The sequence below is a fragment of the Hydrogenivirga caldilitoris genome (assembly GCF_003664005.1).
Lineage (GTDB): Bacteria > Aquificota > Aquificia > Aquificales > Aquificaceae > Hydrogenivirga > Hydrogenivirga caldilitoris.
This window is the reverse complement of record NZ_RCCJ01000001.1, coordinates 1,292,432-1,310,902: the sequence shown is the minus strand read 5'-3', so window position 1 is coordinate 1,310,902 and position 18,471 is coordinate 1,292,432. Positions and strand designations below refer to the sequence as shown.

The window sequence follows — 18,471 nt, the reverse complement described above, 5'->3', positions numbered from 1 at the left end:
CTATGCTCAGGAGGTACCTGCTGCTTCCTGTTGTTATAGGGATAGTTACAGGGGCATTCGCCGTCCTATTTGTTTTCGCAATTGAATATGTTAATCACTATGTTCTTGAGCTTTTTGTAGGTTATGTTCAGCCTTTGCCGGCTGGTGAAGGCGGGAGAGAGCATTTCACCTTTTACCCCCAGAGACCTTACCTGCTTCCGCTAACCGTTGCCTTTGCCGGACTGGTTTCCGGTTTGCTTGCCCATTTCCTGGCTCCAGAATCTGCCGGTGTTGGAACTGATGCTGCTATAAAGGCTTACCACAACCGGGAGAAGTTATCTTTAAAGTCCTCCATAATTAAGCTTTTAACTTCTGCGGTGACCATAGGTAGCGGAGGTACCTCTGGAAGAGAGGGTCCCATTGCCCTTATAGGCGCGGGTGTGGGTTCAACAGTTGCACAGCTCTTTAGACTTGACCCCAAGGAGAAGAGGACAGCTCTGGCTGTGGGTCTGGGTGCGGGCATAGCTGCCATTTTCAAGGCACCCCTCGCTGGAGCGATAATCAGCGCAGAGGTTTTCTTTAAGAGGGACTTTGAGATAGAAGCTATGATCCCTGGCTTTGTGGCTTCAATTACATCCTACAGCCTGTTCGGCTTCTTTTTTGGCTTTCATCCGATATTTTCAGCTCACATACCCGAGTTTCTTAACGTGCACCCTCTTTCTCTTCTTGCCTATGTAGGTCTTGGAATTTTTTGTGCCATCGTAGTTAGGGTTTTTACCTTTCTCTTTTTCAAAGTTAAAGAGTTCTTTGAAAGGATGAATATACCTCCTTACCTGAAGCCTGCCCTCGGAGGATTTATGGCTGGGTTAGCAGGGGCTTTTGTTCCTGTTGCTATCGGTAACGGTTACGGTTGGCTCCAGCTTGTAATCAACGGTGAACTCAACAACCTGGCTTTCATAGGTATGGGTGCTATCGCACTGATGCTTGGGGCTTCATTGACGTTGGGTTCGGGAGGTTCTGGAGGTATATTTGGACCCTCAGTTATGATCGGAGGACTTACTGGGGCTTTCTACAGCACCGCTTTGAATGAATACTACTCCCTCTTTTTACATGTCCCTTCCTTTACCATAGTGGGTATGGTTGCACTCTTTGCAGGGGCGGCAAAGGCTCCTCTCTCTACGCTCATCCTCATAGCTGAAATGACCGGGGGATACGAGCTTCTCGTTCCGGCAATGATATCGGTTTTCATCTCCTACTTTCTAAGCGGTGAAAGGAGTATTTTCCCCAGTCAGGTGAATACACGGCTTGATTCACCAGCCCATATGGAGGAGTGGGGGCTTTATGTGCTTGAAAAACTTAAAGTGGGTGATTACATGAATAAACCTGTATTTGTGAAGCCCTACGATACGGTTGAGGAGGCTTACAAGATAATGACTGAAAAACTTATAGGAGGTCTGCCGGTTGTTAACGAGGGCAAGCTTGTAGGGATAATAACCAAGAGCGATGTTCTCTCCGTCGCACCAGGGGATAGGAGTAAGGTTAGGATTCATGAAGTTATGAGCACAAATCTTATAGTGGTTACGCCAGAGGATAGTCTGGCAAACGCCTTCAGGTTGATGACTACGAAAGGGGTGGGACGATTACCTGTGGTGGAAAAGAAAGGAAGCAGAATACTGGTTGGGATAATAGCCAGGACAGATATAGGCAGGGCTACCAGGGAGTTTTCAGCCTAACCTCACGTATATGTAACCATCTTCAATTTTTGCCCCTTTGGGTTCCAGGTCCCTCAGTTTTCTGGGGAGCATTATATGGCTTTTAAAGTTTCCAACCCTTATGATAACTTCGTCCTCCCCTTTGAGGAGGGATACGCTCTCCTTTTTTATAAAGGGTGCTCGGACCCTTATTACGTACTCCCCTGTTTCCTGAATAAACTCGTAGGGCTTTTCCTTGAAGAAGACTTCCGAAGGGTCTCTATCTCTGTATATAAGGTCAGAGAGTATTTCAAGCCTCTCAAGACCGAAGACTTCATCCTCAAGGAGAGGTATTCTAAACACGGGTACGGGCGAGAAGTAGTCTTCTATCTCTTCCACGTACTTCTTCTGAATACTGATCCAGTTTCTGAGATAGGTGCAGTCGCCTGCATCGGGCGGTATAACCTTGTTCACTATAACACCGTCAACGTTTACACCGAACAGGTTGAAATACATAAAGGCTCTCTGGCTCTCCTTGAGGACCATCTTTTCGGGATTGGAGACCAACCTGACAGAGGTTATCTCAGGATTTATAAGTATCTCATCTACACCCTTTAACTTTTCATAGAAATTCTCCAGGGCTTTAAAGTAGGATTCGTCGGGAAGAGGAACATCTGTAAGCCTTCCAACTACAGGTCTGGCTACCTTCATTACAAGCCTTTCTGTCTTAAATATCTTTTTCATGTACCACTTCAAGACTGTGGGCATAGAGACGAATCTAAGAGACTCTCCGGTCGGAGGAAGGTCAAGTACAAGAACATCATACTCCTTCTCTTTGTAATATTTGTTCACGTAAAGGAGGCTCGTAACCTCTTCCATTCCGGGCAGTATGGCGAGCTCTTCTGCCAGAACTTCATCAAGCCCGGTAGTGTTGAAGAGGAGTTCAAGGAACCTGTAAACGTCTCCCCAGTATCTGTCTATCTCTTCCTGTATATCTATCTCTTGGATATGCAGTTTATCGTTTATCTTTATGGGAAGTCCTCTGGCTTCAAACTTCTCCCTGTCGGGTATATCAAAGGCGTCTGCGAGTGAGTGGGCGGGGTCCAGGGAAACCACTATCGTCCTGTATCCGAGTCTTGCAAGTTTGTACCCTGTTGCAGCGGAAACCGTGGTTTTACCAACTCCACCCTTTCCTGAGAATAGGATTATCCTCATGGGTATATTTTACAGAAAATCTACTTGAGAATAATTCGCAATTATTATATAATGATATTACAATTTACTTATAAATAAGGAGGTAAGAGATGAAAAAGGTTGCAGCCGTGATAGCTTTATCGGTGGGTGGTGCTTTGCTCGCAGGGGCAGGCAAGGTTGAAGACGCGAAACTCCTTGAAGAGGCAAGGAAATACTTTCAACCTTTGCCCAGTGTAGCCAAGAGTGAGACCAACCCTGTCACCCCGGAAAAGGTGAAATTAGGCAAGATGCTTTACTATGAACCGAGGCTTTCAAGGAGCGGTCTCATAAGCTGTAATACCTGCCACAACCTTGCAACTTATGGAGTGGACAACCTTCCCACCTCGGTGGGACACAGGTGGCAGCTTGGTCCCAGAAACGCACCCACGACCTTGAATGCCGCTTTCCATGTAGCTCAGTTTTGGGATGGAAGGGCTAAAGATGTTGAGGAGCAGGCGAAGGGTCCCATACTGAACCCTATAGAGATGGCTATGGACTCTCCAGAAGAGGTTGTTAAAAGAATAAGCTCAATACCGGAATACGTGGAGCTCTTCAATAGAGCATTTCCCAATGATAGAAACCCTGTAAATTATGAAAACATTGCTAAGGCGATAGCCGCTTTTGAGAGAACCCTTACCACACCCTCAAGGTTTGATGACTTCCTTAGAGGAAACACGGAAGCTCTTACCAAAGAGGAAAAGGAAGGACTTAAAACCTTTATAGAGGTTGGATGTGCAAGCTGCCATAACGGTGTAGCCCTTGGAGGGAACATGTTTACGAGGTTCGGTATAGTTGAAGCGTACTGGAACGCAACAAGGGACTATGTCACCCTTGAGAAACCAACTATGCCTATGGATGTAGGCAAGTTTGCGGTTACCCATAAGGAAGAAGACCTTTACGTTTTCAAGGTTCCATCCCTCAGGAACATATCAAGGACTTACCCCTACTTCCACGACGGCTCCGTGTGGAACTTAGAGGATGCGGTTCAGGTTATGGCGAAGGTTCAGCTGGGAAAGGAGCTTTCCAAGGACCAGGTCAAGAAGATAGTAGCCTTCTTAAAGGCTCTTGACGGAGAGGTTCCCAAACACGCCCTTGAATTACCTGTGCTTCCTCCCTCCACGAAGGAAACCCCAAAACCTGTAAGATAACTCATGCCCCCTTCCGAGGGGGGGCATCTCCCTTTATCTATGCGGCAACAGCCTTTTTATACAGGGCTTTAACGAGCTCGTAGTTCAGGGAATGTCCTCCTTTGTATGATATAAACTTTCCTCTCACGGATACACCAAGGAGGTAAAGGTCTCCTATAAGGTCAAAGACCTTATGTCTGACGGGTTCATCCTGATACCTTAAACCCCCTTTGTTGTATACCTTATCCCTACCTATAACCAGTGTGTTATCAAGACTTCCACCCTTCCCGAGTCCGTTTTGTCTTATGAACTCTATCTCGTGTTCAAAACAGAAAGTTCTTGCAAGGATTATATCCCTTGCGTTTCCTCGGAAAGTGTACTTCTGTCTGCCGAAGTAGGTTTGAAACTCCCCCTCATAGGTGATTTCAAAGCAGGAACACGGGAGAGCAACTATATAGGAATCTCCCCTCTGAACCCTGACTTCTTCCTTTATCTGCAAGACTTCCAAGTCCTCTTCCTGCTTGATAACCTTATCCTTTAAGCTTCGGTAAAAGAAGTATCCGCTCCCGTCCATTATTGGGATTTCACTTCCTCCTTGAACTTCTATGGTAAGGTTGCTTATTCCTAAAAGATGCAATGTGGCAAGGAGGTGCTCAACCGTTTTTACAACCACTCCGTCCTTACCTAAATCTGTAGAGTGAAAGGTGTTTACCACGTTTTCTGGTTTCGCAGGTATCCTGACACCGTCCCTGTAGAAGCTTATGCCGGTGTTTTCTCCTTCCGGGTGTAGTATTATCTTGGTTCTTTCTCCCGAATGTATGCCAACCCCATCAAATTCCAAAGATTCCTTTATAGTCCTCTGTTTCATAGCAATATTAACCTATGCAATTTTCTTGCCAAAACCTGTGAATTTTACCCGCAACCTCTTCCATCAACGGTTTCTCTGGGATTATGTTCGGTATTATCCCGAACTTTTCCAGCTCTTTTTTTGTAGTTTTGCCAATGGAAACTACTATGAGGTTGTTCAGTAAAGCCAGTGCCGTGCTTTCTTGCAAATTTTCAAAAAATCCCTGAACGGCGGAAGGGCTGGCGAATATAATAAAGCCTCCTCCTTTAAGTAGGTTCATCAATGTCTCTTTTGGGTGAATTAATCTGACCGTCCTGTAAACGTTCAAGGGTAGCACCTTATAACCTTTCTTGGATAAACCTTCTATAAGCTCATCCCTTCCCTGCTCCGATCTGGGTATAAGGACTTTCTCTCCTTTCCCTTCTGGAAATTCTTTGAGGATGCCCTCGGCACTCATGTCTTCAGGTACAAGCCATACCTTACAGCCCAGACTTTCAAGTTCCTTTTTGGTTTTTTCTCCAACAGCCACCACCTTAGCGTCCTCAGGGATTCCTGACCTTCGCAAGAAATACTTCACAGCCTTGGTACTTTGAAAGACTATGTAACTGATATCCTCCTCCCTAACTTCGTAGTCTAAGGGCTCGGTCTTTATAAGGGGAAGTTCTATCACCTCAAAGCCGAGTTTCTCAAATAAGGCTCTGTCCCTTTCTATATCTTCACGGGAGCGTGTAAGTATCACCCTCTTTGAAGGTTTTCTACCCATTCCACCATTCTATTCAAAGCCCTCTCCGCAAGGAACTCCTTTCTTCTCTTCTTGCCCCTTATTCCTTTCTCTGGAGGGGGAAGGAGCCCAAAAACCGGGTTCATCGGCTGGAGCTCACCCTCTTTGGAGGTTACGTACCTTACAAGGGAGCCAAGCATAGTCTCTTCAGGGGGAACCACCAGTTCTTTTCCCCGTGAAAGCCTGCCTGCGTTTATCCCGGCGAGTATTCCCGTTGCAGCTGAGGCAGCATATCCCTCAACCCCAGTTATTTGACCCGCGAAGAATATGTTCTCTCTCTTCCTCATGTTCAGAAAGGGTGTGAGGCTCCTGTTTGACTGAATAAAGGTATTTCTGTGCATTGAACCCAGTCTAACGAAGACGGCGTTCCTGAGGCAGGGTATGAGTCTAAAGACCCTTTTCTGTTCAGGGTAAGTCAGTTTCGTCTGAAAACCTACAAGGGATAGGAGGGTCCCTTCCCTGTTCTCTTTCCTAAGCTGAACTACTGCGAAGGGCTGCTCCCCCGTTCTTGGGTCTTTGAGACCTACGGGCTTCATCGGACCAAAGAGGAGTGTCTGATAGCCTCTCTCAGCCATTTCTTCTATAGGGAGGCACCCTTCAAAGTGAACCGCTTTCTCAAAATCTTTCGGTTTGACCTTCTCCGCCTTTAAAATTTCCTCGTAAAAAACCTTGTACTCCTCCTCTGTGAGAGTACAGTTGAAGTAATCGTCTCCCCCCCTTCCGTACCTTGAGCCCCAAAAACCCTTTGTGAAATCTACACTCTCAGCCTCAACTATAGGGGAGATAGCATCGTAAAAGTAAAGGGTCTCGTGTCCTACCAATTCCCTTATATGCTCGGTAAGCGCTTCTGAGGTAAGGGGTCCGGTTGCAACAATTACTATCCGGTCCTCAGGAATCCTTTTTACTTCTTCCCTTATGACTTCAATGTTCGGATGACCGGTGATCCTTTCCGTTATGTAGTTTGAGAAAACTTCCCTGTCCACTCCCAACGCTCCACCCGCTGGAACTCTCGCCTCCTTCGCTGCCTCTATAACTAAAGACCCCAATATACTCATCTCCGCTTTCAGAAGTCCGGCTCCGGTAGTTATTTCTGTTCCTCCGAGGGTGTTGCTGCAGACAAGCTCGGCGAGTCTATCTGTTTTATGGGCTGGTGTTGACCTGTTAGGTCTCATTTCATACAGGATAACCTTATGCCCGTCCTGTGCCAGTCTCCAGGCAGCCTCTGAACCTGCAAGACCTCCTCCTATTACCGTTATTTTTTCCTCCATTACAGGTTTATAAATATAGTTCTTACTATTTCTTCTTCATCTCGGGGAGCTGGATTATCGGTGTCATTTTGGTATCATAAGGAATGAGGATTATAGTGTTGTTTCCACTCTCCGCATAAGACTTTATGTTTTCAAGGAACTTCCACATCAGGTATTCTTTGGTCAGAGAGCCGGCTATTATCTTATTTGCCTCTGCTATCCCCTGAGCTTCTATCTTCCTTCTCTCAGCTTCAAGTTTTTCTTTTTCTACCAAAAACTTCATTCTCTGAGCTTCCTCAAGGGCTCTTCTCTTCTGTTCTATAGCCTCTACAACCTTCTGAGGCAGTCTTATGTCCCTGATAAGTATCTCATCAAGGAGGATGAACCTCTTTTCAAGCTCATTTCTCACCTGTCTGGCTATACTCTGCTGTATCATTGACCTTTCCTGGTATACCTGGGCGCTATCAAGGGTGGATATTACGTCCCTGACCGCAGACCTTATCACGGGTTTTATGATCCTGTCTTCGTAGGCTAGTCCATACTCTATAAATATCTCTGCCGCTTTATCGGGCATTATCTTGTAAAGGGTTGTGAGCTCTACGTTTATAGTTAGCCCGTCCTTAGAGAGAGCGTTTATGGAGTTTAGTCCTGTAAGGTCATAGCTGTGGGTTCTGACTGACATCTTTTCCGTCCTCTGGATAAAAGGCACTATAAGATGCAGACCAGGGCTCAGCTCATCAGGGCTTGCCTTTCCAAGGGTTAACTTTACACCTACGTATCCGCTCGGTATGACTACGAACGGGTTGGATAAAAGAGCTAATAACACAAGAGCCACCAAGACCACACCGAGGGCTATAAAACCTTTAGGTACCTGAGGAGGTCTCGGATATCTGTTGGGGTCAAAGTTCATGCTTTAAGTATACACTCTTAATTGCCGCTGATGTTTCCCTTTATAATAACTTCCTATCTATGGGTTGTGAGGTATGTCTTTCTGAGGAAAAGGACTTCAGAGAGGGTTTTATACTGAGAACCTTTGACCTCTCTCCGGAAGAGATTGAAGTGAGTTTACGGGGACTTGATTTTAAGCTTGAGGTTACCCTTTCAGGTGTTGATATACTTTTTGAAAAGGAGGAGGACTGGAGGAAGGCAAGGGAGAAAGTTGGGATAAATATGTACTCCACAGACACCTCCTCTATGGAGGAAGTGGTTGGAAGACTTTTAAAGAGGAGAGGGGAAACCTTGAGTACAGCTGAGAGTTGCACCGGTGGACTCCTTTCTGCACGAATCGTTAACGTTCCGGGGAGCTCGGAGTATTTCTTAGGGGGCGTCGTGGTTTACTCAAACCAATTGAAAGTCAAGCTTCTCGGTGTTAAAGAGGAGACACTCAATGAGTTTGGGGCTGTTTCTAGGGAGACGTGCCTGGAGATGCTTGAGGGACTGAGGAAAAAGTTTGGAACCGATGCAGGGATAGCGATAACAGGTGTAGCTGGACCTGGCGGTTCAGACCACAAACCTGAGGGACTAACGTACATAGGAGTATATTACAGAGAGAAGTTCCATATAGAGGAGAGGGTTTTCGGGGCGGGTAGAAATCCCAACCGTTTTCTGTCTTCTCAGGTAGCATTTAATGAATTGAGGAAACTTATCTTAGAGGAGGCAACATGAAGGTTCATCCAACGGCAATAATTGGAGACGAAGTCAAGCTTGGCAAAGATGTAGAGGTAGGAGCTTTCTGCGTCATAGAGGGTAAGGTTGAGATAGGCGATAGAACTAAGATAGGCAACAGGGTTACCATAAAAGGAAAGACCAAAATAGGGGAAAACTGCAGAATATATGATGGTGCGGTTATAGGTGAAGAGCCCCAACACCTCAGGTATGAGGGGGAGGAAAGCGAAGTGATAGTTGGAAATAACGTGCTCATAAGGGAGTACGTAACCATACACAGGGGAACCAAGATTGACAAGATGAAAACTATAATAGGGGACGATGTTATGCTAATGGCTTACTCCCATGTAGCCCATGATTGTGTGGTTGGAAGAGGTGTTATAATGGCAAACTGTGCTACCTTGGGAGGTCACGTTGAGGTTGGTGAGTACTCCTTCATCGGGGGCTTATCGGCAGTTCACCAGTGGGCAAGGATAGGTCCCTACTCCATGGTTGGAGGGCTTACAGGCGTATCCCTTGATATTCCTCCCTTTACAAGGGCTTCCGGTCAACATGCTCAGCTCTACGGCGTAAATACCCTCGGGCTGCAGAGGAGAGGCTTCTCCTCCGAGAGGATAGCGGTTATAAAGAGGGCTTACAGGATTCTATTCAGAAGCAATCTCCTGAGGAAAGAGGCTATTGATATATTGAAGAAAGAGTTTAAAGATAACGAAGACGTAGAGCTCCTGATAAACTTTATAGAAAGCTCAAAGAGAGGCGTCGCTAGGGATGCTGGCGCCTGACAGGAGGAGATATGAAAGCTGTTATCCTCGCCGCTGGGCTCGGTTCACGTTTCAAGAGCGATAAACCTAAGGTCTTGCATGAAATTCTTGGGAAACCCGTGCTCTGGTATGTGGTCAACGCTGTGGAGCGAGGAGGTATAGAGGACATCGCTATAGTGGTAGGATACGGAGCTGAGGAGGTGAAGAAGGCTCTCGGTGACGGTTTTAAGTATTTCTTGCAGGAAAATCCCAAGGGAGGAACTGCGAACGCGGTACTGTCCTCAATGGACTTCTGGAGAAACCATGAGGGCTACATCCTGATAATAAATGGGGACACACCCCTTGTCACCTCTGACACCATAAAGAATATGCAGCGCTTCCTGATGCTTGTTGAAGAGTATGAAAAAGTTAAGCTTGCCGGGGTTGTGCTTTCCTCGGTGCTTAGTGACCCAACCGGGTACGGAAGGATCGTCAAGGAGGAGGGAACTGACAAAATACTTAAAATTGTGGAGGAGAAGGACGCAAGCCCGCAGGAGAGGAATATAAGGGAGGTGAACGGCGGTGTCTATATGTTCTATGTGCCCTACCTTCTTGAGGCACTTTTCAAAATAAAGCCCAGCGAGGTAACCGGAGAGCTCTACCTTACTGACGTGGTAAGTTACATGGTTTCAAGGGGCTATGAGGTGAGGAGTTTTATGGCCTCTGACCCGACAGAGATACTGGGTATAAATACCCGCTGGGAACTCAGTTTTGCTGAGAATATCCTCAGGCTCAAGCTGATAAAGTTCTGGGCTGAAAAGGGCGTAACTTTCCATATCCCTGAAACTGTCTGGATAGAGCCCGATGTAACCCTTTCCAGAAACGTGGAGATATTCCCCGGCGTAACCCTGAGGGGGAAGACGAAGCTCTCTAAGGATGTTGTGGTGAAAACGGGAGCGGTCATAGAGGACTCCGAGCTTGGAGAGGGTGTGGTTGTAGAGCCCTACTCCTTTATAAGAAAGAGCAAGGTCGGAGCTGGTGCCATTGTTGGACCCTACGCTCACGTGAGGGAGAATTCAGTTATAGGCGAGAAGGGTGAGATAGGCAACTTCGTTGAGGTGAAGAAGAGCAGATTAGGTAGTAGGGTAAAGGCTAAACACCTTGCCTATATAGGGGATGCAACCGTAGGGGATAACGCAAACATAGGAGCTGGTGTGGTTACGGCAAATTACGATGGCAGAAGAAAACACAAAACAGAGATAGGAGAAAATGCCTTTATAGGGAGCAACTCACTGCTCGTGGCGCCTATTAAGATAGGGAACTATGCTTACATAGCTGGTGGGTCGGTTATAACTAAGGATGTTCCCGATGAAGCCCTTGCCGTGGAAAGGGGAGAGCAGAGGGTTCTCAAAGGCAAAGGGAAAAAGCTTCTATCTTCCTAAGATTCTCTCTGGAGTTTAAGGAAGAGGTCTGAGTAAACCCTGCTTAGCAGGCTTGCTATATCGTCCGCATCGCTGGTAAATTCTATAACTACGCTTCCTCCTGAGCTCCTGACAACCTTTCCAGCCGCTCTCGTTTTAAAACCCCTGTAGTTGAGCTCAACCTCACACTCCTGCTCTTTCAGGTCTGTGCCAACTTCAATACTGGCGGAGGCTAAACTTATGTCCCTGACCTTACCCTCAAACCTCTTGCCTCCACAGGTTAACTTCGCTTCTATATCCAAATTGCCTTCTACAGAAACCCTCGGTAGTTTTCTCCTATCCTCCGTCAAAAAATCAAGTCTGGCAAGGATAAACTTCTTATCCGGGTCATTTTCAACAACCCTGAGCTCCCCTATAAGTCTCTTCTCTTCCTCTATTAGCACGTATATCACGTTACCCTCTTTAAACCTGCTCGTAAGGCTGTTTGGAAAGATGTGTTTAAGACGGACTTCTCTCTCATTTACTGCGTAAAGGGTGAAGGCTACCGGTTGGTAACCTCCATTCACTTGAGCGAATCCCCTGTAGCGCTTACCCGACCGGAAGAGCTTGGTTGCGTCTGTCACTCAAATACCTCCTGAGAATCTGATAATAATAGTTTATCTTCACCATGGTCATGTGGGCTTCTCTGCTTTTACCAATCCTATCGGGATGGTATCTCCTGACAAGTTTTCTGTAGCAGGATTTCAGCTCTGACTCTGTGAGGTTTTTAAGCCCGAAAAACTCTATGGCTTCCTCAATTCTGACGGGGTGCTTCTTGGGATTTCTGCAAAAGCTCCAGTAAGTCTTCACGTAGGTCTTCAGTAGGTGTCCCTTTGAACTCTCAAACTCTCCAAAGGAGTCTATAAGGGTTGAAGGCGGGAAGTAGAGGAGCAGGCTACGTATTATTGAACGGTGGAACCATTCCCTGAGAAATCTCTCTTCTCCCAGGTCTTTGTAGCTCTGGTAAAGCTCGTAGAAGGAAGATATGAACTGATTCAGACGATTCTCGTACATATACTCAATCACCTTTTTGCAGAAGAAGCTCATCAGCTTCCCTCTGAAGAACGGGACTCTATCACTCTCACTGTATCCTGCATCAGGCTCATTAGAGATTCAAGGTTTGCAGTGACTTCCTCATACTTGCTTTTTAGAGCTTCCATTCTGTACTGTACAAGATAGAAGAGCTCCTCAACGTTTGAAGACTGCTCCTTCTGAAGGTCAGCTTCCCTTGCCACCTCCTCTATGTGCTTCTTTGCCTCGTTTATCTTCTTACCTATCTCCTTAAGGACACTGTCTATATTGTCGGTAAACTCCATAGTTTTCCCCGCCAGCCTTCTCACCTCATCGGCAACCACCGCAAAGCCTCTTCCCATTTCCCCAGCTCTCGCAGCCTCTATCGCCGCATTTAGGGCTAAGAGGTTTGTCTGCTCAGATATCTCATTTATAAGGGAGAGTATCTTGATAATGTTCTCAGATTGGTGGGTTAGCTCGTTTATTATCTCCATATCTTTTCTCAGAGATTCTTCTGTTTTCCTTGCAGCTTCGTTCATCTCCTGTACTATGGCTAAACCATTCGTAACTATCCTGAAAACCTCGTCCAGTTCGGTAAAGCTTGCCGCTGACTGAGATGAGAGCCTGTTCAGTTCTTCAACGAGGGGCTCTATCCTTGAGGTCACACCCTCAATGCACTTTTCTTCAATTTCCTCTTTTGGTTTCTCCTCTTTAACCTCTTCCTTTTTCTCCCTGAAAACCAAAAAGTTTTGCCTCTGAGCTACTATCTCTATGTTCTCTGTTGAAAGTTCCTCGGGTGAACCGCCGCCTAATATCTCTCTTGCCTTCTCGTTCATAAAGTATATCTTTCCGTTCTCAAATAGGATGACACCTTCCTCCATAAGGTTCATAAGCTCTTTCAGAAGAAGGTTCTCTTCCTTACACTTTGCGAGTTCCCCCTCTAGTTTCCTTAACTCCTCCTTGTTACCCCAAAACATAGCTCACCTCACTTGAATATCTTTTCCATCTTCTCCTTAAGCACTTCCGGTGTGAAAGGCTTAACTATGTAGTTGTTCACACCGGCCTTCAGAGCTTCCATTACATTCTCCTTTTTGGCTTCCGCGGTTACCATAAGTATGGGTATATGTTTCAGCTCTTCATCGTTCCTTATAGCTTTGACTAGAGAGAGTCCATCCATTTCAGGCATATTCCAGTCGGTCACAACAAAATCGTACTTCTCCTTTTTGAGCTTCGCAAGAGCTTGTTTTCCGTTCTCAGCTTCCTCTATGTTTGTATAACCCAGCTGATTAAGTATGGTCTTTATTATCCTCCTCATAGTGCTCATGTCGTCAACCACGAGAATCTTTATGCTGGTAGGGGGCATCGGCATCCTCTAACCTCCTAAAGTCCAAACTCTTCAAGGAGCTTATCAACATCCTCCTGATTTATTCTATCCTGGGACAGGAGTTCACTCACCTTACCTTTTATTCCAGAAACCTCTTCAGCTTTCAGATTCTTGCCCGCTGCCACATGGGAAACAATTATGTCTAAGAGAGTTCTCTTAATATTTTCAAGAACCTGCAAAACGGTTTTCAATTGTTGTCCTGCGAGGTCATGAAAGGACATGTGGGTGTATAGCTCCATGAGTATTTTTAAATTCTCCTGATTCTTGCCCTTTATATTCTCTAACCTCTCCCTTACTTTCGGTATTGGGCTCAAGGAGAGCAGGAATTCAACGTCCTTTTCTATGCTCTCGGAGTTCTCGTTCACCTTTTCAAGGTAGTTCATTATGGTGTGTGAGGTCTGCTCAAGGAAAACCATAACATCTTCAATGTTCTTTGCAGTTTCTGGTAAGAGTTGGGAGCTTTCACTAACCGGTTTCTTAATGCCTTCTATTACATTTTCAAGCTCTTTTACGTTGCTTATAAGCTCCTTGATTATCTCCTCAAGTTCCTTCATTCTGTTCCTCTAACGTGGTGCTTAACGAATGATTTTATTTTAACAGCCTTTCTACCTGAAGACTCTCCAAGAACTCCTGTAAACATGGGGACGCCTGCAACTTTAACAGTTACCGAGTTTGGAGCTCGTGGAGAGAGGGGTACAAAATCTCCCTCTTTTAACTCAAGGAGTTCCCTTACACGCATCTTCATGACCGGGAATGTTGCCTCCAGTGTTACTGAGGTGTTCATAAGGCTTGCAAGAATTAAGTCCCTGTAGTTGCCACTCTCGGTGTCTGTAGTCCTGAGTATATCCTTTATCGGTTCTATGGTTTTCATGGGTATCGCCAGGTATATGTTTCCTTTAAAGCCTTCTATCTCTACTTCCAGAGTTATTATTATCATTATCTCGTTCCTGCTGACTGTTATAAGCCTCCTTGGATTATCTTCAATTCCTATAAACCTAATTTCTCCTTCCCTAACCAGCTCAACCCAGGTGTTGTTCAAGTGCTTAACGAGGAGCTCAATCAGGTTGTTTATTATTTTCTGTTCAAACTTGGTAAAGCTCTTTCCTTCCACCTTGTAAGGCTGGGCAGGTCCCCCAAATATTATGCTGATTATCGTGTATATAAGACGTGTGTCTAATACCATGTAAACTCTGCCGTTCAAGGACTCTATCTGCAGGACTGCTATCGCTGCCGGAAGGGGTATCTTCAGAACAAAGTCTGATATCTTTTCCGTTTTTATCCCGGAAAGGGATATGTTGTCAAGGTTGAAGATTATCCCCCTTAGTTCAACGGTAGCGCCTGCAACCCATCTGTTAACCACCTGCTCAAGCTTCACGAGCCTTGTTGGTGATATCCTCTCAAGCTCGTTTATGTCAAAAGGTCTATACTTAATCTGCTCTTCGCTCTTCTCCTCTTCCTTCCCGAGGCTTTGGAGGAGCATATCTATCTCTTCCTGAGAGAGGAAATCCTCTTCCGCCATGAGATTAAATATAGCAAAGCTAACGTGAATTTTGCATCAACCTTTCATAGATTTTAGTATTAACATTCCGATATAAAACCTATAATGTAAAACTGGAGGCTTTAGGATGGCTGAGGAGAAAGTTCAGGAATGTGCAAAGTATATGGAGGAGCTTTCAAAGTTAACTGAGAACCTTATGAAGATATCCAAGCAATCAAACCTCCTTGCTCTCAACGCTGCCATAGAAGCTGCGAGGGTTGGCGAAGCTGGGAAGGGTTTTGCTGTTGTTGCTACGGAGTTCAGAAAGCTTGCCGATAACACCTCCAAGCTTTCTAAGGAGATAAAGACGATAGTTGACCAGCTTACAAAAGCCCTGAGTGTGGAGGATAAGCATGAAGCCTGAGAGAACGGGTGCTCTTCCCGATATATTGGAAACGGGGAAGAATGAGCTTGAGATAGTTGACTTCAGGATATATGAGGATAGGGAGGAAGGGGTTTACGAGTGGATATTTGGGGTTAACGTTGCAAAAGTTAGGGAGGTTCTCAGAATACCAAAGATAACAAAGGTACCAAACCTCCCCCCAGAAGTTGAGGGTATGGCAGAGATTAGGGGAAAACTTGTCCCCGTTATAAGCCTTGCCCGCTGGATGGGTATACATGAACCTCCCGAGAGGAAGAAACTTCTCCTACACCTTGAATTTCTCAGAGAGAACGTAGGTGTTATAGTTCACGATGCCAAGCGGATAAGGAGGATAAGCTGGAAGGATATAAAGAAGGCTCCGGACACCCTTAACCAGAAGATGGGAGGTAGGATAACCGGAGTTGTGGACACGGAAGATGGGCTTCTTATAGTCCTTGACTTTGAAGGTATCCTCCATGACATAGGACTCTTAAAGGTCTTTCACGAAGCCGAAGCCTATAAAGAGGCAAAGAAAACTAAAAAGTCAGCTACCATACTTGTGGCTGAGGACTCACCCGTTGCGAGGAAAATCGTAAAGGACATCCTTGAAGCTGCCGGCCACAGTGTTATCCTCGCTGAGGACGGACTTGAGGCGTGGAACTTGTTGAATGAATATTTCAACAAGGCAAAGGAGGAAGGTAAGGCTATCACAGAGTTTATTCAGCTTGTCATAACCGACATAGAGATGCCTAACATGGATGGGCTCACCCTGACCAAGAAGATAAAGGAAACGGTGGGACTTATGGGACTTCCAGTTGTTGTGAACACGACCCTGAGCGATGAGTCCAACAGACAGAGAGCTTTCAGAGTGAACGCGGACGGGTTTATAGTCAAGTTTGATGCCGAGGAGCTTCTTGAGATGGTTAATAAGCTTGCTATGAGAGGAGAGCAGGTATGATAAGCGACGATATGAGAGAGATATTCAATGAGTTTGTCGTTGAAGCTGAGGAGAACCTTCATAGGGTTGAAGAGGCTCTGCTGGAGCTTGAAAGAGACCCCAAAAACGAGGAACTCCTTAACGCTACCTTTAGGGCTATGCACACCCTCAAGGGGGGTGCCGGTTTTCTTGGGCTGAACGCCATAGTTGAAGTAGCCCATGCTGCGGAGGATGTTCTCGGAAAGCTGAGAAGTGGGGAGCTCACCTTGACCCCGGAGATAAACGATGCTGTGCTTGAAGCGGTTGATTTTATACGTTCTGCTCTTTCCCTTTATGAGTCCGGTGAACAGGTTGAAACCCCAAGAGACCTGATAGAAAGGCTCAGGGAGCTTCAGTCTGGAAGCGCAGTTGCCCAAAAAGGGGAAGGAGAGAGCAGTATAGATGACCTTCTTGAAAGATACGGATTCGCTCATCTTAAGGGCAAGCCCATTGAGGATATACTTGAGGAGCTGATACTCCTTCCTCCTGATGAGAGACCCCTTGAACTGATAGATGAGCTTGACAAGATAGTGGCGAGCGGTGGGGCTCCCGAGGAGGTTGCACTTCCGGAGGAAAGGGCTCTTGAAACAGTTCAAGAGGAGTTAGAAGGAGAACCTAAGCCTGAAGAGAAAGAGGAAGTCTTGCCGGAAACGAAGAAAGCACCTGTAAAAGCGGAAGGCGAGAAGATTTTGAGGATAGATGTTCAAAAGATAGAAGCTCTCATGAACTTAGTTGGGGAGCTTGTTCTTGAGAGAAACAGACTCCTCAGGGTGTTCCAAAAGCTTTATGAAGAGTATCAGTCAAAGACTGTTGATGAGTTTGAGACCGTGATGTCCTCCCTTGACAGGATAGTTGGAGACCTGCAACTTGCCGTTATGAAAACCCGTATGCAACCGGTAAAGAGACTCTTTCAGAAGTTTCCCAGGGTTGTAAGAGACCTCGCGAGGATGTTGGGTAAGGAAGTTGAGCTTGTCCTTGAGGGTGAAGATGCAGAGATGGATAAGACCGTCCTTGAGAAGCTGGAAGAGCCTCTTATACACCTTATAAGGAACGCTGTGGATCATGGGATAGAACTCCCCGATGAGAGGGTAAGACTTGGCAAACCCAGAAAAGGCACTGTGAAGCTCAGTGCCTATTACCATGGAGACAGAATATTTATTGAGATAGCTGATGACGGGAGGGGCATAGACATTGAGAGGGTGAAGAAGAAAGCCCTTGAAAAGGGCATAATTTCTCCCGACAGGGCTGAAAAGATGACCGAAAAGGACCTCCTCTTTCTAATATTCCATCCTGGTTTCTCAACAGCTGAAGGAGTTTCGCAAGTTTCGGGAAGGGGTGTAGGGATGGATGTGGTTATGAATACAGTCTCCGCTTTCAGGGGAACTATAGATATTGAGACCGAGCATAACAACGGAACCAGGATAATCCTGTCCTTCCCTCTCACAGTTGGGATAATCCGTTCTCTTCTCGTTTCAGTAGGTGGAAGACTCTTCGCCATACCCATATACTCTGTCCTTGAGATAATTCAGGGCGAGGACGCTCAGATTACAACGGTTTCCGGCAAGGAAGTCCTTATACTTAGGGAGCTTACTATACCTCTAATAAACCTTGGGGAAGCCCTTGAGATGGGTGGGGGGAACGTAGGTTACGTTATAGTTTCACAGGTTGGAAGCCAGAAGGTAGCGTTTACTGTGGAAGAGCTCTTTGGAGACGAGGAGGTAGTCGTTAAACCTTTAGGGAAGATAATAGGTGAGATACAGGGCATATCTGGAGCTACCATAACGGGGGACGGAAAGGTTGTGCTCATACTTGACCTTGATGGAATACTGAAGCGTGAGATGAGAACATTAAGTCTTGTTTGAGGTGAATGTTATGGCTGACATAATGCCGGTTGGAGAGACAAAGCCGAGCGTGGCTCTCACAGGTGTTGAAGAGTTTCTCGGTATATCTCTTGAAAGGGAGCTGATAGGTATACCCCTGAAAAAGACGTTGACGATATCAAAGGTCCTTGATGCGGTTAAGGTACCTTACACCCCCAGTTACATCGTGGGTGTGATAAATCTGCGAGGGGAGATAATCCCCGTTCTATCCCTGAAACAGCTCCTGGGTTTGAGAGAGGAGAGGGAAACGACAAGGATAGTCGTGCTTGATTCCGTTCACGGAAAGGCTGGGGTTCTGGTGGACAGAATAATAGGAGTTGTAAGGGTTCCCCAGGAGAAGCTTGAACCCAACCCTATGGCGGGCAGATACAGTGCCTTTGTGAGCAATGTAGCACAGACCGAGTACGGTCTGATGGAGATACTTGACGTTGATAGACTTATAAATTCAATAGTAAAGAAGGACTAAGTACCCCGAATCCAAACACTGGTATCTCATAGGTTGAGGTTTGGCTCTTTGTAAGTTAATAAAGTTCTTTTTATAAAACTTGACAT

The 18,471-nt window shown here is 46.0% G+C and carries 20 protein-coding genes; 9 read left to right on the top strand and 11 right to left on the bottom strand.

The genetic code is table 11. The annotated features are described in order from the left end of the window. The first annotated feature begins 2 nt into the window (after nt 1–2). Nucleotides 3–1,712 carry a chloride channel protein gene (locus BCF55_RS07130; protein ID WP_121012057.1) on the top strand — a complete coding sequence of 570 codons (1,710 nt, stop codon included), beginning with the start codon at nt 3–5 and terminating at the stop codon, nt 1,710–1,712. On the opposite strand, the gene BCF55_RS07125 is transcribed toward BCF55_RS07130, so the two are convergent. Next, nucleotides 1,704–2,885 (bottom strand): TRC40/GET3/ArsA family transport-energizing ATPase, encoded by a 1,182-nt coding sequence (locus tag BCF55_RS07125; RefSeq protein ID WP_121012054.1) that lies wholly within the window; start codon nt 2,883–2,885, stop codon nt 1,704–1,706. The genes BCF55_RS07130 and BCF55_RS07125 overlap by 9 nt on opposite strands. 89 nt (nt 2,886–2,974) lie before the next feature. On the opposite strand from BCF55_RS07125, the gene BCF55_RS07120 reads away from it, so the two are divergent. After that, nucleotides 2,975–4,051: a cytochrome-c peroxidase gene (locus BCF55_RS07120; RefSeq protein WP_121012052.1), complete on the top strand. Its 1,077-nt coding sequence runs from the start codon at nt 2,975–2,977 to the stop codon at nt 4,049–4,051. A 37-nt stretch (nt 4,052–4,088) separates the two neighbouring features. On the opposite strand, the gene lpxC is transcribed toward BCF55_RS07120, so the two are convergent. From lpxC to BCF55_RS07100, 4 genes are read right to left on the bottom strand one after another with little or no spacing between them, the layout of a single operon-like run. Beyond that, nucleotides 4,089–4,898: a UDP-3-O-acyl-N-acetylglucosamine deacetylase gene (gene lpxC / locus BCF55_RS07115; RefSeq protein WP_121012049.1), complete on the bottom strand. Its 810-nt coding sequence runs from the start codon at nt 4,896–4,898 to the stop codon at nt 4,089–4,091. 7 nt (nt 4,899–4,905) lie between these two features. Next, nucleotides 4,906–5,640 carry a uroporphyrinogen-III synthase gene (locus tag BCF55_RS07110; RefSeq protein ID WP_121012046.1) on the bottom strand — a complete coding sequence of 245 codons (735 nt, stop codon included), beginning with the start codon at nt 5,638–5,640 and terminating at the stop codon, nt 4,906–4,908. Further along, nucleotides 5,613–6,926, bottom strand: coding sequence for an FADH(2)-oxidizing methylenetetrahydrofolate--tRNA-(uracil(54)-C(5))-methyltransferase TrmFO (gene trmFO, locus BCF55_RS07105; RefSeq protein ID WP_121012043.1), 1,314 nt, complete (start codon nt 6,924–6,926; stop codon nt 5,613–5,615). Before trmFO ends, BCF55_RS07110 begins: the two co-directional genes overlap by 28 nt. A 25-nt stretch (nt 6,927–6,951) precedes the next feature. After that, a complete protein-coding gene (locus tag BCF55_RS07100; protein ID WP_121012041.1) occupies nt 6,952–7,815 on the bottom strand; it encodes a prohibitin family protein in 864 nt (287 codons plus the stop codon). Between the two features lie 59 nt (nt 7,816–7,874). On the opposite strand from BCF55_RS07100, the gene BCF55_RS07095 reads away from it, so the two are divergent. Genes BCF55_RS07095 through glmU form a run of 3 tightly spaced genes read left to right on the top strand, consistent with a single transcriptional unit; the run spans nt 7,875 to nt 10,752 of the window. Then, the gene (locus tag BCF55_RS07095; RefSeq protein WP_121012039.1) at nt 7,875–8,570 is read left to right on the top strand and encodes a CinA family protein; all 696 of its coding nucleotides are present in this window, start codon (nt 7,875–7,877) and stop codon (nt 8,568–8,570) included. After that, a complete protein-coding gene (gene lpxA, locus BCF55_RS07090) occupies nt 8,567–9,352 on the top strand; it encodes an acyl-ACP--UDP-N-acetylglucosamine O-acyltransferase (protein ID WP_121012036.1) in 786 nt (261 codons plus the stop codon). Before BCF55_RS07095 ends, lpxA begins: the two co-directional genes overlap by 4 nt. A gap of 11 nt (nt 9,353–9,363) precedes the next feature. Further along, on the top strand, nt 9,364–10,752 hold the full coding sequence (gene glmU, locus BCF55_RS07085; protein ID WP_121012033.1) for a bifunctional UDP-N-acetylglucosamine diphosphorylase/glucosamine-1-phosphate N-acetyltransferase GlmU: 1,389 nt from the start codon (nt 9,364–9,366) through the stop codon (nt 10,750–10,752). On the opposite strand, the gene BCF55_RS07080 is transcribed toward glmU, so the two are convergent. Genes BCF55_RS07080 through BCF55_RS07055 form a run of 6 tightly spaced genes read right to left on the bottom strand, consistent with a single transcriptional unit; the run spans nt 10,749 to nt 14,684 of the window. After that, nucleotides 10,749–11,354, bottom strand: coding sequence for a PilZ domain-containing protein (locus tag BCF55_RS07080; protein WP_121012030.1), 606 nt, complete (start codon nt 11,352–11,354; stop codon nt 10,749–10,751). The genes glmU and BCF55_RS07080 overlap by 4 nt on opposite strands. Further along, complete coding sequence (locus BCF55_RS07075; protein ID WP_121012027.1) at nt 11,320–11,817, bottom strand: J domain-containing protein; 498 nt, start codon at nt 11,815–11,817, stop codon at nt 11,320–11,322. Before BCF55_RS07075 ends, BCF55_RS07080 begins: the two co-directional genes overlap by 35 nt. After that, a complete protein-coding gene (locus tag BCF55_RS09845) occupies nt 11,817–12,758 on the bottom strand; it encodes a methyl-accepting chemotaxis protein (protein ID WP_121012024.1) in 942 nt (313 codons plus the stop codon). Before BCF55_RS09845 ends, BCF55_RS07075 begins: the two co-directional genes overlap by 1 nt. Nucleotides 12,759–12,766: 8 nt before the next feature. After that, entirely contained in the window at nt 12,767–13,150 is a 384-nt protein-coding gene (locus tag BCF55_RS07065) for a chemotaxis response regulator CheY (protein WP_121012021.1), read from the bottom strand. An 11-nt stretch (nt 13,151–13,161) separates the two neighbouring features. Beyond that, entirely contained in the window at nt 13,162–13,719 is a 558-nt protein-coding gene (locus BCF55_RS07060) for a protein phosphatase CheZ (RefSeq protein WP_121012017.1), read from the bottom strand. After that, the gene (locus BCF55_RS07055) at nt 13,716–14,684 is read right to left on the bottom strand and encodes a flagellar motor switch protein FliM (RefSeq protein ID WP_121012014.1); all 969 of its coding nucleotides are present in this window, start codon (nt 14,682–14,684) and stop codon (nt 13,716–13,718) included. Before BCF55_RS07055 ends, BCF55_RS07060 begins: the two co-directional genes overlap by 4 nt. Before the next feature lie 106 nt (nt 14,685–14,790). Here BCF55_RS07055 and BCF55_RS07050 point away from each other — a divergent pair, with 106 nt between their 5' ends. From BCF55_RS07050 to BCF55_RS07035, 4 genes are read left to right on the top strand one after another with little or no spacing between them, the layout of a single operon-like run. After that, on the top strand, nt 14,791–15,066 hold the full coding sequence (locus BCF55_RS07050) for a methyl-accepting chemotaxis protein (RefSeq protein ID WP_121012011.1): 276 nt from the start codon (nt 14,791–14,793) through the stop codon (nt 15,064–15,066). Beyond that, nucleotides 15,056–16,021 carry a chemotaxis protein CheV gene (locus BCF55_RS07045; RefSeq protein WP_121012008.1) on the top strand — a complete coding sequence of 322 codons (966 nt, stop codon included), beginning with the start codon at nt 15,056–15,058 and terminating at the stop codon, nt 16,019–16,021. The genes BCF55_RS07050 and BCF55_RS07045 overlap by 11 nt, the downstream gene beginning before the upstream one ends. Continuing rightward, the gene (locus tag BCF55_RS07040; RefSeq protein ID WP_121012005.1) at nt 16,018–17,901 is read left to right on the top strand and encodes a chemotaxis protein CheA; all 1,884 of its coding nucleotides are present in this window, start codon (nt 16,018–16,020) and stop codon (nt 17,899–17,901) included. The genes BCF55_RS07045 and BCF55_RS07040 overlap by 4 nt, the downstream gene beginning before the upstream one ends. A 10-nt stretch (nt 17,902–17,911) precedes the next feature. Next, nucleotides 17,912–18,385, top strand: coding sequence for a chemotaxis protein CheW (locus BCF55_RS07035; RefSeq protein WP_121012002.1), 474 nt, complete (start codon nt 17,912–17,914; stop codon nt 18,383–18,385). Nucleotides 18,386–18,471: the final 86 nt, after the last annotated feature.

What these genes read in the sequence shown, in the direction of transcription:
- BCF55_RS07130 (WP_121012057.1), top strand. Translation starts at nt 3, where the DNA reads ATGCTCAGGAGGTACCTGCTGCTTCCTGTTGTTATAGGGATAGTTACA.
- BCF55_RS07125 (WP_121012054.1), bottom strand. Translation starts at nt 2,885, where the DNA reads ATGAGGATAATCCTATTCTCAGGAAAGGGTGGAGTTGGTAAAACCACG.
- BCF55_RS07120 (WP_121012052.1), top strand. Translation starts at nt 2,975, where the DNA reads ATGAAAAAGGTTGCAGCCGTGATAGCTTTATCGGTGGGTGGTGCTTTG.
- lpxC (WP_121012049.1), bottom strand. Translation starts at nt 4,898, where the DNA reads ATGAAACAGAGGACTATAAAGGAATCTTTGGAATTTGATGGGGTTGGC.
- BCF55_RS07110 (WP_121012046.1), bottom strand. Translation starts at nt 5,640, where the DNA reads ATGGGTAGAAAACCTTCAAAGAGGGTGATACTTACACGCTCCCGTGAA.
- trmFO (WP_121012043.1), bottom strand. Translation starts at nt 6,926, where the DNA reads ATGGAGGAAAAAATAACGGTAATAGGAGGAGGTCTTGCAGGTTCAGAG.
- BCF55_RS07100 (WP_121012041.1), bottom strand. Translation starts at nt 7,815, where the DNA reads ATGAACTTTGACCCCAACAGATATCCGAGACCTCCTCAGGTACCTAAA.
- BCF55_RS07095 (WP_121012039.1), top strand. Translation starts at nt 7,875, where the DNA reads ATGGGTTGTGAGGTATGTCTTTCTGAGGAAAAGGACTTCAGAGAGGGT.
- lpxA (WP_121012036.1), top strand. Translation starts at nt 8,567, where the DNA reads ATGAAGGTTCATCCAACGGCAATAATTGGAGACGAAGTCAAGCTTGGC.
- glmU (WP_121012033.1), top strand. Translation starts at nt 9,364, where the DNA reads ATGAAAGCTGTTATCCTCGCCGCTGGGCTCGGTTCACGTTTCAAGAGC.
- BCF55_RS07075 (WP_121012027.1), bottom strand. Translation starts at nt 11,817, where the DNA reads ATGAGCTTCTTCTGCAAAAAGGTGATTGAGTATATGTACGAGAATCGT.
- BCF55_RS09845 (WP_121012024.1), bottom strand. Translation starts at nt 12,758, where the DNA reads ATGTTTTGGGGTAACAAGGAGGAGTTAAGGAAACTAGAGGGGGAACTC.
- BCF55_RS07065 (WP_121012021.1), bottom strand. Translation starts at nt 13,150, where the DNA reads ATGCCGATGCCCCCTACCAGCATAAAGATTCTCGTGGTTGACGACATG.
- BCF55_RS07060 (WP_121012017.1), bottom strand. Translation starts at nt 13,719, where the DNA reads ATGAAGGAACTTGAGGAGATAATCAAGGAGCTTATAAGCAACGTAAAA.
- BCF55_RS07055 (WP_121012014.1), bottom strand. Translation starts at nt 14,684, where the DNA reads ATGGCGGAAGAGGATTTCCTCTCTCAGGAAGAGATAGATATGCTCCTC.
- BCF55_RS07050 (WP_121012011.1), top strand. Translation starts at nt 14,791, where the DNA reads ATGGCTGAGGAGAAAGTTCAGGAATGTGCAAAGTATATGGAGGAGCTT.
- BCF55_RS07045 (WP_121012008.1), top strand. Translation starts at nt 15,056, where the DNA reads ATGAAGCCTGAGAGAACGGGTGCTCTTCCCGATATATTGGAAACGGGG.
- BCF55_RS07040 (WP_121012005.1), top strand. Translation starts at nt 16,018, where the DNA reads ATGATAAGCGACGATATGAGAGAGATATTCAATGAGTTTGTCGTTGAA.
- BCF55_RS07035 (WP_121012002.1), top strand. Translation starts at nt 17,912, where the DNA reads ATGGCTGACATAATGCCGGTTGGAGAGACAAAGCCGAGCGTGGCTCTC.